The organism is Paenibacillus sp. FSL R7-0272, from assembly GCF_037969905.1.
Taxonomy (GTDB): Bacteria; Bacillota; Bacilli; order Paenibacillales; family Paenibacillaceae; genus Paenibacillus; species Paenibacillus polysaccharolyticus.
This window is the reverse complement of record NZ_CP150221.1, coordinates 2,405,334-2,418,070: the sequence shown is the minus strand read 5'-3', so window position 1 is coordinate 2,418,070 and position 12,737 is coordinate 2,405,334. Positions and strand designations below refer to the sequence as shown.

Sequence of the window (12,737 nt, the reverse complement as noted above, 5' to 3'; positions counted from 1 at the left end):
ATATCCACTTTTCAAAAAAAATTGTAATCCTCTGGTAAAATAAAAAAAGATGCTGTTCACACAGCATCTTTAAATCCACTATGATTTTTCCTGCTCACTTTGCTTACGCTTTTCGTCCGTAGACATGTGTTTCCTGCCCTTTAACACCCGGCTTAACGACAAATAATGCACCTGCTTGCGGCGTTTCCTGCAAGCGCTCTTCCTTAATTCCTATACGTGCAGTAGTAATATATAAATCTTCGAGATCCGGGCCGCCAAAACAACAGGAAGTCACCTGATCTGCATGCACTTCGATCTGCTGTAACAGTTCCCCTGTCTCCGGGTTCCAGCGGGTGACTCTTCCTCCACCCCAATGGGCAACCCACAGCATACCTTCCGCATCCACAGTCATGCCATCCGGGAATCCCATGTCTTCCGGCACTGAGATGATACTCGTCCGATTGGAGATCGTACCCGAAGCCAGATCAAAATCAAAACGATCCACGGAACGTGTCGGCGTATCGATGTAATACATGAACTCACGATTCGGGCTCCAACCCAGACCGTTGGAGGTGGATACTTGCTGCACCATATTGCGTGCAGGCTTCCCTTCCTCCAGACAATATAATGATCCAGCCTTTTGTTCGTTGTTCAGGCTCATCGTACCGGCCCAAAAACGTCCGTATGCATCACATTTTCCATCATTGAACCGATTGGTAGATTTGTCTTGCTCAGGGTCCGCGATCGCTTGCTTCTCACCCGTGAGCAGATGATATGTATAGAAGCCGCTTCGGAGTGCAACGATCACTTCATCCCCACGATAGGGCACCACCGCTCCGACATGTTCACCCACATCATAAGCCTGATCCTCACCTGTCTCGGGATGGTATGCATGTACTTTAAACCCTTCAATATCTACCCATAACAAACGACTATTTTCCGCATCCCAGCTTGGTCCTTCTCCCAATTGTGCTGGTGTATCCACAACTACAGTTACATGACTCATATTATCGCTCCTTCTTAGGATTTCGTATTTCTCGTCCATTCAAATCCAATCGCATCTAGAAAAGCTTTGCTAAGTACCATGTGACCCGTAGCATCCGGGTGTACTCGATCATGTGTGAGAACCGATGTATAAAAATGATCCCACAGTGGCGCAAATGCTGCCTGCGTATCTACAAACAACGCGTCATATTCCGATGCTACTCTGCGAACCGCTTCTCCGTAGATGTCCATCGTCGCCCGCATCGGATCTTCCGGGTTCGCTTCCAGATAATACGGGGTCATAAGCACAAGCCCTTTCAGATTCGGGCGCACGGATGCGACCAGTTCACGCAATGTTGCCTCGTATTCCTCCAGAAACACCTGTGAGTCAGCCAGTGGGTGATCGAACTGCCGCCACACATCGTTAATACCGATCATAATTGTGAGCCAGTCCGGTTTCAGATCAAGTACATCCTGTTGCCAGCGTTGCTTCAAGTCACGAACGGTATTCCCACTATTACCCACATTCTGCAATCTCAGCATCAGTTCGGGATAAATGGACCGCAATAAAGCATACACCTGTGCCACATACCCATGTCCCAGCCCTGAACTTCCTTCACCTACAGGATGTGCTCGTCCGCAATCGGTAATGGAATCCCCGATAAAAAGAAGTCTGTCATTCTTTTGCAATTTCATGGCGTTGTTCTCCTTTGCTGGATATTGATCGGTTAGTTCACTGGCAAAATAGAGTTTGTGCCGTTGCCGACGTCACCAACCTTGATTTTTAAGCCAAGTGAGACATAGATCAGACCACACTCGAACCGTAGCATCATGCTCCGCCAGTCCTAAACCATGTGGACCTTTTTCAAAGATGTGAAGATCATATGGAATCCCATGTGCACCCAAAGCCAAAGCATACCGTAAACTGTTCTCCACGGGTACAGCCTGGTCATCACTCGTATGCCAAATAAATGCTTCAGGAGCATCTGCTCTAACCTGTCGCTCTGCACTGAACGCTTGAACCTGTTCTTCGGTTGCATCCTCGCCTAGCAAGTTGATACGCGAGCCTTCATGTCCATAAGACTCCATTGTGATAACCGGATAACAGAGAATGACACGGTCCGGCCTAGAGCTTACCTGTTCAATCGGATCCTCATGGCCCGGTTGTCCATCATCGTACTGCGTACCCAATGTTGCTGTGAGATGGCCACCTGCCGAAAAGCCAAGTACTGCAATTTTGGACGGGTTGATCCCGTAGTGTTCCGCGTGAGCTCTTACATAACGGATTGCACGTTGCCCATCCGCCAGAGGCGCCGGATGACTGTGCGGTGCTACTCGATATTTGAGCACAAAAGCACTAATGCCAGCTCGATTGAGCAACTCAGCAACGGGCGCACCCTCATGGTCAGCGAGATGGCCATAACCGCCCCCTGGACATACAATGACAGCGCTCTCGGAACCCGGTTGAATAAAAGGAATCAGATGTGGCATTTCGTCTTCATGGCCTGTAGCCGCGTATGGGGCCGCCTGCTCCCACAAAGGAATAATTGAACTCATGATCGGACTCATCCTCTCTCATGTATATGGAATAGATTCGTTTAATCGTTTTCGATTCTAGGATTCGATACCATCATAACGGCAACAGGAAGAAGCATCAATACCCTTCTGATCTTTTTGTTCAACCTTGGCGTAATTAGTACAAGTTGCGAAACTGTTCAGGTGTGGCCCCTTCAATCCGGCGAAATGTGGCAACAAAATGACTGGCATCCCGGAACCCGGCCCGTGCCGCAGTCTCCTTGATCGTAAGTTCCATACTGCCCGTCAGCATTTCTTTGGCTTTACGTATGCGAAGCAAAATGAAGTAACTGTAGGCCGTTATGCCGAAGGATTGTTTAAACAGCGTATTCATATGCCTGGATGAGATTCCGATAATGCATGCCATTTGTTCTAACCCGATGTCCGGGTCGCCGTAATGTTCCTCCATAAAGGCAAGCAGCGGAGCAAGCCTTGCTACAGCTTGGGAGATGGAAGAGCGATTGCCGGTCATTCCGTGTTTTTTCAGCAAAATCAAGAAACGATACATGTCCGCCGAGGCTTCCAATCCGGATAAATCCTGATCACTCCCGATCGAACTCAGCACATGCTGACCATAATCGTTTAGTGGACTATCTGTTTCCCACTGGCGAATATCGGCCTCACCCAACCCAAGTGAATCTACGATGGCGGCACACTGCGAACCACCAAATGTAATATAAATGGTCTCCCACTCGTTTTGAACACGAGCATATTCATGAGGCAGGTTTGGGGGAAGTAAAATACCCGAGCTTTCGCCAACAATTGCTGAAGTCCCTGACAGCTTGAACTCTCCTGCTCCCTTGACCGTTTGCAGCCAGTGATAATACGGATAACCCGCAGTTCTGGAGACTTTTTCCTGATTTCCGTTATAGCCTATACTCTCGATATATAGTGGGAGCGGCTGATCCCGCGGTGTCATAAAAAAACGCTGATGCCCCGGTGAGATGAGCATGGTAACCTCCTTAAATACAATAGAATCCAGTTCCATATTCTTATATGCATCATCACTTTTATTATATTTTAAAAGTCATATGTATCATATAGTATAGGATTATTCTTATACAAGAGGTGAGCACATTGATCAGCAGCAAATTACCCAAAATGTTTTATGGAGGCGATTACAATCCTGAACAATGGGATCATGAGACCCACCTGGAAGACCTCCGCATGTTTAAACTGGCGGGCATTGATATGGCCACGATTAACGTTTTTTCCTGGGCACTAATTCAGCCTGACGAGGTGACGTATAATTTTGAATATCTGGATCAATTGATTGATCGTTTGTACGAAAATGGGGTTTATATCTGTCTTGCCACAAGTACCGCCGCGCACCCAGCATGGATGGCCAAAAATTATCCCGATGTCCTGCGCGTAGACGCGGACGGACGCAAACGGAAATTTGGCGGACGGCATAACTCCTGCCCGAACAGTCCGACCTACCGGAAGTACTCCGAAATCATCGCAGACAAAATGGCCGAGCGATACAAAGATCATCCCGCAGTCCTTGTCTGGCATATTTCCAATGAATATGGCGGGGATTGTTATTGTGAAAACTGCGAAAAAGCATTCCGCGTATATCTCAAGAAACGTTATAAAACCATAGAACAGGTCAATAAAGCATGGAACACCAACTTCTGGGGCCATACGTTCTATGATTGGGACGAGATTGTGCTTCCAAGCAATCTGAGTGAACATTGGGGTCACAACAGTTCATCTTTCCAAGGCATCTCACTGGACTACTCCCGTTTTAACTCGGACAGCATGCTCGAATGTTATCTGCTGGAGTACAATGCCATTAAAAAGCATATTCCCGATTCTGTCGTCACAACGAATTTGATGGGCTTTTTCAAACAGATCGACTATTTCAAATGGGCTAAATATATGGATATCGTGTCCTGGGACAGTTATCCCGGTCTTGCGACACCAATCAGCTATACCGCCATGGCTCATGATCTCATGCGCGGTCTCAAAGACGGTCAGCCATTTATGCTAATGGAACAGACACCCAGTCAGCAGAACTGGCAACCGTATAACTCACTGAAACGCCCTGGTGTCATGCGTCTATGGAGTTATCAGTCAGTCGCACACGGCGCGGATACCGTGATGTTCTTCCAGCTTCGCCGTTCCATCGGTGCATGCGAGAAGTACCATGGTGCCGTCATTGAACATGCAGGACATGAAAACACAAGGGTGTTCAGAGAGGTCGCACAGCTCGGCAAGGAACTGCAGATCCTCGGCGACACCACGCTTGATGCCAGAGTTCAGTCCAAGGTAGCGATTGTATTCGATTGGGATAACTGGTGGGCAATTGAAAAATCAAGCGGGCCAACGGTGGCTCTGAAATACGTCGAGCAAATTCACAAATACTACGCGGCATTTTTCCACCGCAACATTCAAGTGGACATTATAAGTGTAGACAGCGATATCAGCTCATACGATCTGCTTCTTGCGCCTGTGCTTTATATGGTCAAACCAGGCTTTGCTGCAAAATTGGAGCAGTTCGTTGCGGCCGGCGGTACCTTCCTGACCACCTTCTTTAGCGGAATTGTTAACGAGCATGATCTCGTGACCACTGGTGGTTACCCCGGTGAGCTTCGAAACCTGCTTGGCATCTGGGTCGAAGAGATTGATGCTCTCTTACCCGAACAGAAGAATAGCATCGTTCTGAAGGAAACATGGGGCGCACTTGAAGGCGTATACGAATGCGGTATGTTGTGCGACCTCCTTCACAGTGAAGGTGCAGAAGTGATTGCCGAGTACGGTGAAGACTTCTATCAAGGCATGCCTGCACTTACATGTAATACCTTTGGTCAAGGGCAAGCCTGGTACGTCGCCACTGATCCGGAAAACATTTTCCTCGAAGGTTTACTCGCAGAGCTTGCGGCCGAAAAAAATATTAAACCTTTGCTCGAAACCCCGCAAGGTGTAGAGGTAAGCGCACGTACGAAAGACGGGTTAACTTATCTTTTTGTCATGAACCACAATGCTTCCCCGCAGTCATATGATCTCGGTGATTCAAGGGTCCGTGAGTTGTTAACAGGCAAGGAATACACTGGAGAGATTAGCATTGAAGCCCGCGGCGTGCACATTTTAGAACGCACAACGTAGCGGTATAATCTATATTGTTGCACCGCTACGCGTGCATAAGACTTCGAAAAGAAAATAAAAAAACAATCCGGCAGTTTATTACAACTCGCCGGATTGTTGTCTTGTTTTATTTTGCAACACGTAGATGAGGTTAGAGAATAACTCCGTCTTTGAAGATCGCGATCTCCCGGAAACCATGCTGTTCGCTAAGAGTCTGCGCACGTCCTGAAGCAATATCAATAATCTGACTGAATAATTGTTCTTTGACTTGTTCCATCGTCTGTCCTTCAAGCAGCTGACCGGCATTAAAATCAATCCAGTGCTTTTTACGGTTCGCCAGGTCCGATTGCGTTGCAATTTTGACCGTAGGTACGGGACCGCCAAACGGTGTGCCGCGTCCTGTCGTAAACAGCACGATATGTGCTCCTGCCGCAGATAAAGCTGTCACGGAAACGAGGTCATTGCCGGGTGCCTCTACAATGTTTAGACCCGTTTTGGTCACCCGTTTACCGTAACGGAGCACATCGACAACCGAGGAGCGGCCTCCCTTTTGCGTACATCCGAGTGATTTTTCTTCGAGTGTTGTAATTCCGCCTGCTTTGTTACCCGGCGAAGGATTTTCGTAGATATTTTGACCATGATTCACGAAATATTGCTTGAAACCATTCACAAGGTCTACCAAATCGTTGAAGACATGCTCATCTGTTGCACGGTTCATCAGAATGGTTTCCGCTCCAAACATCTCCGGAACCTCAGTCAGAATCGCTGTTCCACCCGCAGCAACGAGCAGATCCGCAACAGCGCCTACGAGCGGATTCGCTGTAATGCCGGATAAGCCATCCGAGCCTCCGCATTTCAATCCAATTTTCAGTTTGCTCAGTGGCAGAGGCTGACGTTTCTCTTGCTCAGCAATCTCAACCAGCTCTTCCATTAAACGCAATCCTTCTTCCAACTCATCGTCGGTCTCTTGCGCTTTGAGGAAACGTACCTTCTCCCGATACTCCGGTGCGATGCACTCACGGAACTGATCCACCTGGTTATTCTCACAACCTAAACCAATGACCAGCACACCACCAGCGTTTGGATGCTCGACCAGTGAGGCCAGCAACTGTTGAGTATATTTGAGGTCGTCCCCCAGCTGTGAACAGCCGAAAGGATGCGGAAAATGAAACACACCGTCCACCCGACGGCCAAATTGGGACTGCCCCATCCGTGCAAGAGCTTCACACACCTTGTTAATGCATCCAACGGTATTGACGATCCAGATTTCATTGCGGATTCCCGCTTCCCCGTTCGGACGCAAATACCCATCGAATGTTCGCAAATGTTCCGGAGGCATGTCTATCGTCATCGGTTGTCCTGGCTGATATTCATATTCAAGCAAACCATGCAGACCTGTCTTCAAGTTATGGCTGTGTATCCAGCTCCCCTGTGCAATTGCTTCCTGGGCGATGCCGATGGAAAAACCATATTTCATCACATCTGCTCCCTGTGCAAGATCATGCACAGCGATTTTGTGCCCTTTAGGTACATCATCTTGCAGTGTGAACGAGTGACCATCCGGCAGATCGATACGCTCTCCCTTCACATAATCGCGAAGTGCTATGATGACATCGTCCTGAGGCTGGATCGCAATCCAGTCGTTGATTGTGCTTGTTGTACTCATTTCACTTCACCTTCCAGTTTACTGATTTCATGTACGAGTGCTGCTCGCAATCCTTCTTTTGCATCCAGATTCTCTCCCCAGATCACTTCATCGGAGAGAACCGCAGCAACCCTCTTCTCCAATTCAGCCGTTCCACTGGTCAAGTGATCGTAACCTTCCCAATGAGTAGCCAAAGCTGCCAGTACATCAGGGTCATCTCTTAGTGGAATCGTTTCTCCGCTCAAAAGCTGCGCTCTGTAGCCCTCTTGCGTCTGCAATGGGCGATATAAATAGAGGAATCCGGCAAAACCTTGTATTAACCGCTCAGGCCAGCTTCCCTGACTCTGTTCATAGGCGAGCAGGGTTGGCAGTACACGTACTTTGAATTTACCGGCCGTATTCAGTGCAATGTCCTGCAACTTGTGATCAATATATGGATTTAAGAAACGTTCAAAGACTTCTTCCGCATATGGCTCCAATCCCAGCTCAGGCATATCCATAGCAGGCACAATCTCTTCAAGCACCGCTTGCCTAATCCAGGAACTAAACTGCGGATCTTCCATGGTTTCTCTTACATGTTGTTTACCACGAAGCAAGCCCAGAGAAGACATCAGGGTGTGTGAGCCGTTCAGGATGCGCACTTTCCGAAGCTGATATGGCTTCAAATCTTTAACCCAGTGCACATTGAGCCCTGCTTGTTTCAATGGAAGGCGCTTGTCCAGCGACTCCTCGCCTTGAATCGCCCAGAAATGATAAGGCTCTGCCGTATTAATCAGTTGATCCTCATAACCCCAGCGTTCCGTGAGTGCATCTGCCTCTTCCTGAGTTGGCGCACCCGTCACAATACGATCTACCAGATTGTTCAGGAATTGATTGTGATGTTCGATCCAAGAGCGGAAGCTGTCCGAGAATCCGAAATCTTCACTATGACGGAGCACGCATTCTCGCAGAACATCACCATTGCCCTCCAGCAATTCACATGGCAGGTGAATGAGTCCTCTCGATGGATCTCCAGCAAAACGTACATATCTTTGATGCAAGAAAACCGTCAATTTACCAGGAAAAGATTGAACGGGCTCTCCTTGGATATAGTCTGATTGGATATATTTCAAGCCGGATTCTGTCGTATTCGAGATTACAAATTCCAGCGATGGCAGCTCCGCAAGTTCCAGAAACGTCTGCCACTCCTCGTATGGATTAATAAATTGGGAGAAGACAGAGACCATTTCCGTACGTTCCACACGTTTTCCTTCAGAGAGACCACGCGTAATCATTGTATATAATCCATCCTGATCACGAATCTGCTCCAGCTTGGCCTTGCCCCCAGGCCGAGGCTGTGTCACGGCTACAGAGCCGTGAAATTTGCCTTGCCGAGCACTCTCATGAAGCATCCAGTCTGCGAATCCCCGTAAAAAATTACCTTCCCCGATCTGCAAAACTTTGACGGGACGTTCAATCATTTCTTTGCATTTGCGCTGACTATCATTGCCGAGCAGATGCATCTTCAATCTTGGCCGCTTTGTGCTTGCAGACATGGACACTCACCTCACCGATTATTTGCGAACTCAGAATGCGAACAGCATATGCTGGCATCCTTTTATTGTAAACGCTTTAAATTCATTGTATCATCAATAAAAGGAAATTAAATTGCTTATATTGCGTTAAATATACTGTTTTTTGATCAGAATTGACATCTTATCTGAGACATTTGTCTCCCAAAGGAGTCCCAATGGAACATTCACCAGTTCGCACCACCATTCAGACCGAATCGGGCATACCGTTCCGCCTTGTCTATAGTGATACGAAATCTCCACAAAATGAATTACCGGATCATCTGCACGACTGGCATGAAATTATATATGTCTATAGGGGACAGGGAAGTATTTTTATCGATGCAGGTCTCGAAGATATGCAGGAGGGAGATTTATTTCTTATTCCAGGCAGTACCGTGCACCGTGCATTGCCTGATGCAGGTAATCCGGTTACCTCTTCTGCACTGTTCTTCAGTCCGGGGTTACTGGCTTCAACCGCCGGAGGCATGTCCTCCTCCTTGCTACACCCATTTGAACGCTGTCGCAAACGGCGAATATACAAAAGGCATCTAAACCGTGCCGAGCAGGCACAAGTGTCTGCCTTCATTGATGATATTCATGCCGAGTTCCGTTCCGATCATCATCTGAGTTCTCACGCCGCACTGCTCCGACTGCAGCTCTTGCTTATTTTCCTTGAACGTCTGGATTCAGCTACCGGTCCTGCCCATGCTACAACATCACTACCTACACCGTCATGGCTGTCCTCCATTCTGTCTGACATTGATCTTAAACTGCGCAATCGATTGACTTTACCTGAACTTGCACAACAAGCTGCCGTGTCTCCTGCTCATCTTAGCCGGGCATTCAAGCGATACACCGGAATGACGCTAACGGATTATGTACTCGCTCGCAGAGTTATTATGGCGAAGGAGCATCTTCTGAATGGGGATGAAACGATGGCTGCTGTCGCAGATGCTTGCGGATTTGATAGTTTGCCTCATTTTTACAGACAGTTCAAGAAACTGACGGGCACGACACCGGCTGCATATCGCAGAACGATGGTACAACATCGCTAGGATGTGAAACGGAGATATGCACACACATATTATTCCAAGAGAGGATATGGTATGATATTCAAGGTTTGCGCAACACGATTATATTGTTACTGGAGTTGAACCTGTGATTATTAAATTTCTTATTTTTGGCCTGCTCTGGCAGATCGTTGGCAATCCGTTCATCGCCATTCTGATTCTGCTCGTCATCCTGTATTTTCTGGATCGTCGTTTTGTCGGCGTACTTCCAAGCTTCACCAAACCCCTTAAACGGTTGCGTAACATTTCCAGGTTGAAACAACAGCTAGCGCTGAACCCTAACGAAGTATCTTCCAAGCTGGAGCTGGCCCGATTGCTCATTGAACGCAAACGTTACAGTGAGGCACATGCCTTTTTGCTTGAACTGGAACGCCCTTACGAACAGTCTGCTGAGTACTGGGAAGCTTTGGGCACAACTGAACTGTATCTCGGCAAAATCTCGGAAGGCGAACGTCATATCTTGCATGCACTTGAGATTAACCCCAGAGTCAAGTACGGACAGCCTTATCTGAATCTGGCTACAGCCTTCAAGGATACGGATCGTGACAAAGCCCTTCATTATGTGCAGCAGTTTCAGGAAATCCATTCTTCCTCCAGTGAAGCCTTTTATCTGCTTGGCTCGGTATACCGTTCGCTAGGGCGTAATGAAGATGCCAAACAAGCCTATGATCAATCCCTGAATGTGTATCGTTCCTTGCCCAAATATAAAAAACGTCAGGAACGGCGCTGGGCTGTCCGCAGTTGGTTCCGCAAACGTGCTTTGTAGATTGAACTACCTTCGTATATCAGCAAGCATCCTATAAAAGAAAGATAAGTGTGCTGGTTCTGCTCTTTTGTCCGTAGCAGAACCAGCACACTTATTTATTTGCCACGCATGTTAATTCGTTAACAATTGACGTAATTGATTCTCATGCCGCCCCATCCAGTCCATTCGCTGTTTGAGTTTCACAATTTGCTCTGTAGCCACCTCTGGTTTATCCGTCCCTTCCAGCATCCGGCTGATAAAATGCATAACCACATCCAGACTTCGCAGCAAAATCAGCTGCGGGATTGCTTTCAGTTCGTCAGCGGTGAGTTCAACCTCTTCTCGAAAGCCCTGCACCAGATTAGCCTGCGCCTGCCACATCCATTCTTCGCTCTTGTCCATGGTCAGCATGTCAGACATCGGAACAGCCAGTTCCATGACCCGCAGATCCCAGGTGGCAAACTCAAAATCAAGAATCGCACTCATGTTGCCTTCCGGGTCTACCAGCACATTGGATGCGTTCACATCACCATGCACGATTTGATGCGGAAGTTGCTCCATTCCACGCAATGCTTTGAACAAACCTGGCAGTTCAACCAGCAACTGCTCTAACTCCTCGGCACAAGCCTTCAGCGTTTCCGGCGGCGAAGCACACATTCCCAGTAAACGTTCTGGTGTACACAGCGGATAAGCCTCGTCGATCCGGTAATATGGCGGATATACCGGCTTAAGTTCCAATTCGAGCTTGGCAAGAGCTGTTGAGAGAGTTCCCGCTGCCCGCCCCAAAGGAAGCAATTGCTCGGGGGAATCCCATACCGGATTTACGCCTTCCAAATAACGAAACAGAGCCACGACTTTAAAAGTTCCCGTGATATGATCTTGTACAAGCTGGTAAGTCTGCCTATTCTCCTCATTAGAATGGTTACTTTCCTTCGATTCTTGATCCGCGGTCTTGCCGCTACTACTAGATAATGAAATGACTGGTGTTGGCGAATGAAGTTTAAAATCTGTATTGGACAGTGCGATAAGCACGCCATGTTCAAAAGCTATTTTCGCTTGATCATTATGTGTTTCGTATTGTCTCATAACATAATCTGCATCACGGGTGTGAAGCACAAAAGTAGAGTTATTCATGCCTCCATTGCTGCGCTTACCTTGCCAATCCGATCTGAAGCCGTACAAGGCTAACACTTCAGAGATTAATTGCTTTTCCGTTGGAAGAAGAGAATTTTGCTGTTTGTTAGACACCGATTTGAACTCCCCTGTTACGATAATTTGAATGAACTCTTTCATCATATCGGAAGTTGTAAGGCGGGTCTAGTATTCTTCAGGCTTCAAGCAAAAGGAACATAGCCCGTTCGATTCAACTGCTCCGCGATAATCCGGTACCCTCTTGCGTTTGGATGGACTCTGTCCCAGAACAGCAATTCTCGCTCACGTCCTTCAAACTTGTCATACACCTGAGCACATGCATAGTTACCTGAACCTGCACCATTCAGATAAGAATTGTACTGTCGCACCCAGTATGCAGCTTCGGTTGATTGTGGATACGGGTTGTACAATCCAATGGAACGAACAAAGTACTTCTGATCCCCTTTTAACTGCCGAATTTGTCGCATAACCTGAGATACATGATGACGTGTTTCACCAAGCACCTGTGTCATTTTCCCTGCATTTGGAATACCTCCGCTAGCTTTAAATGTACGGATCAGATCGTTACCACCAATGGATACCGTAATCATATCTGCTTCACGTATCGCTTGACGCACCCGAGGATGTCCGTTAATCATCTGCTGAAGTTCTGCCGATGTTAGTCCGTTCACACCCAAATTGTCCATAGATACAAATGTACGAAGGTTCATTTCCGCCATACGGCGATAGATTGGAACAAATCCGGTTCCGAGCAAAGCTCCTGTACCTACCGTCAAGGAATCCCCTATAGCTACATAACGATATACCATCCCGCCGCCCCTCTCTCTGCTGATCTCCCTGATCATTCATGAACTCCCTATATCCTATGAAGTTCGATTCGACAAAGCGCGGGATAGTGTCCTTAGGCAAACACCAATCTTTGTGTCCATGATGAGTATTATAAAAAA

11 protein-coding genes are annotated in these 12,737 nt (G+C 47.6%); 3 read left to right on the top strand and 8 right to left on the bottom strand.

Going from position 1 to position 12,737, the window contains the following annotated elements; genetic code table 11:
- Positions 1–103: 103 nt before the first annotated feature.
- The 4 genes from MKY23_RS10730 to MKY23_RS10715 all read right to left on the bottom strand — a co-directional run bounded on the left by MKY23_RS10730 (position 104) and on the right by MKY23_RS10715 (position 3,490).
- On the bottom strand, positions 104–985 hold the full coding sequence (locus MKY23_RS10730) for an SMP-30/gluconolactonase/LRE family protein (RefSeq protein ID WP_339837882.1): 882 nt from the start codon (positions 983–985) through the stop codon (positions 104–106).
- Between the two features lie 14 nt (positions 986–999).
- Complete coding sequence (locus tag MKY23_RS10725) at positions 1,000–1,659, bottom strand: SGNH/GDSL hydrolase family protein (protein WP_090923924.1); 660 nt, start codon at positions 1,657–1,659, stop codon at positions 1,000–1,002.
- A 72-nt stretch (positions 1,660–1,731) separates the two neighbouring features.
- Positions 1,732–2,520 carry an alpha/beta hydrolase gene (locus MKY23_RS10720; protein WP_154886419.1) on the bottom strand — a complete coding sequence of 263 codons (789 nt, stop codon included), beginning with the start codon at positions 2,518–2,520 and terminating at the stop codon, positions 1,732–1,734.
- 136 nt (positions 2,521–2,656) lie between these two features.
- Complete coding sequence (locus MKY23_RS10715) at positions 2,657–3,490, bottom strand: AraC family transcriptional regulator (protein WP_339837875.1); 834 nt, start codon at positions 3,488–3,490, stop codon at positions 2,657–2,659.
- Between the two features lie 125 nt (positions 3,491–3,615).
- On the opposite strand from MKY23_RS10715, the gene MKY23_RS10710 reads away from it, so the two are divergent.
- The gene (locus MKY23_RS10710; protein ID WP_339837872.1) at positions 3,616–5,646 is read left to right on the top strand and encodes a beta-galactosidase; all 2,031 of its coding nucleotides are present in this window, start codon (positions 3,616–3,618) and stop codon (positions 5,644–5,646) included.
- 130 nt (positions 5,647–5,776) lie between these two features.
- Here MKY23_RS10710 and MKY23_RS10705 read toward each other — a convergent pair whose 3' ends face one another.
- Both MKY23_RS10705 and MKY23_RS10700 read right to left on the bottom strand, forming a co-directional pair.
- Positions 5,777–7,291, bottom strand: coding sequence for an altronate dehydratase family protein (locus MKY23_RS10705; protein WP_186812282.1), 1,515 nt, complete (start codon positions 7,289–7,291; stop codon positions 5,777–5,779).
- On the bottom strand, positions 7,288–8,805 hold the full coding sequence (locus MKY23_RS10700) for a tagaturonate reductase (RefSeq protein ID WP_154983917.1): 1,518 nt from the start codon (positions 8,803–8,805) through the stop codon (positions 7,288–7,290). The genes MKY23_RS10705 and MKY23_RS10700 overlap by 4 nt, the downstream gene beginning before the upstream one ends.
- Positions 8,806–8,999: 194 nt before the next feature.
- On the opposite strand from MKY23_RS10700, the gene MKY23_RS10695 reads away from it, so the two are divergent.
- Complete coding sequence (locus MKY23_RS10695; RefSeq protein WP_154983918.1) at positions 9,000–9,878, top strand: AraC family transcriptional regulator; 879 nt, start codon at positions 9,000–9,002, stop codon at positions 9,876–9,878.
- Between the two features lie 103 nt (positions 9,879–9,981).
- Positions 9,982–10,659: a tetratricopeptide repeat protein gene (locus MKY23_RS10690; protein ID WP_186812283.1), complete on the top strand. Its 678-nt coding sequence runs from the start codon at positions 9,982–9,984 to the stop codon at positions 10,657–10,659.
- 111 nt (positions 10,660–10,770) lie between these two features.
- Here the strand turns inward: MKY23_RS10690 and MKY23_RS10685 are convergent, their stop codons facing one another.
- The gene (locus tag MKY23_RS10685) at positions 10,771–11,934 is read right to left on the bottom strand and encodes a phosphotransferase (RefSeq protein WP_339837867.1); all 1,164 of its coding nucleotides are present in this window, start codon (positions 11,932–11,934) and stop codon (positions 10,771–10,773) included.
- 38 nt (positions 11,935–11,972) lie between these two features.
- Positions 11,973–12,635: a GDSL-type esterase/lipase family protein gene (locus tag MKY23_RS10680; protein WP_244159419.1), complete on the bottom strand. Its 663-nt coding sequence runs from the start codon at positions 12,633–12,635 to the stop codon at positions 11,973–11,975.
- Between the last annotated feature and the right edge of the window lie 102 nt (positions 12,636–12,737).

Excerpts from the sequence above, each read along its gene's own strand:
- MKY23_RS10720 (WP_154886419.1), bottom strand. The coding sequence starts at position 2,520 with ATGAGTTCAATTATTCCTTTGTGGGAGCAGGCGGCCCCATACGCGGCT.
- MKY23_RS10730 (WP_339837882.1), bottom strand. The coding sequence starts at position 985 with ATGAGTCATGTAACTGTAGTTGTGGATACACCAGCACAATTGGGAGAA.
- MKY23_RS10680 (WP_244159419.1), bottom strand. The coding sequence starts at position 12,635 with ATGATCAGGGAGATCAGCAGAGAGAGGGGCGGCGGGATGGTATATCGT.
- MKY23_RS10715 (WP_339837875.1), bottom strand. The coding sequence starts at position 3,490 with ATGCTCATCTCACCGGGGCATCAGCGTTTTTTTATGACACCGCGGGAT.
- MKY23_RS10685 (WP_339837867.1), bottom strand. The coding sequence starts at position 11,934 with ATGATGAAAGAGTTCATTCAAATTATCGTAACAGGGGAGTTCAAATCG.
- MKY23_RS10725 (WP_090923924.1), bottom strand. The coding sequence starts at position 1,659 with ATGAAATTGCAAAAGAATGACAGACTTCTTTTTATCGGGGATTCCATT.
- MKY23_RS10700 (WP_154983917.1), bottom strand. The coding sequence starts at position 8,805 with ATGTCTGCAAGCACAAAGCGGCCAAGATTGAAGATGCATCTGCTCGGC.
- MKY23_RS10695 (WP_154983918.1), top strand. The coding sequence starts at position 9,000 with ATGGAACATTCACCAGTTCGCACCACCATTCAGACCGAATCGGGCATA.
- MKY23_RS10705 (WP_186812282.1), bottom strand. The coding sequence starts at position 7,291 with ATGAGTACAACAAGCACAATCAACGACTGGATTGCGATCCAGCCTCAG.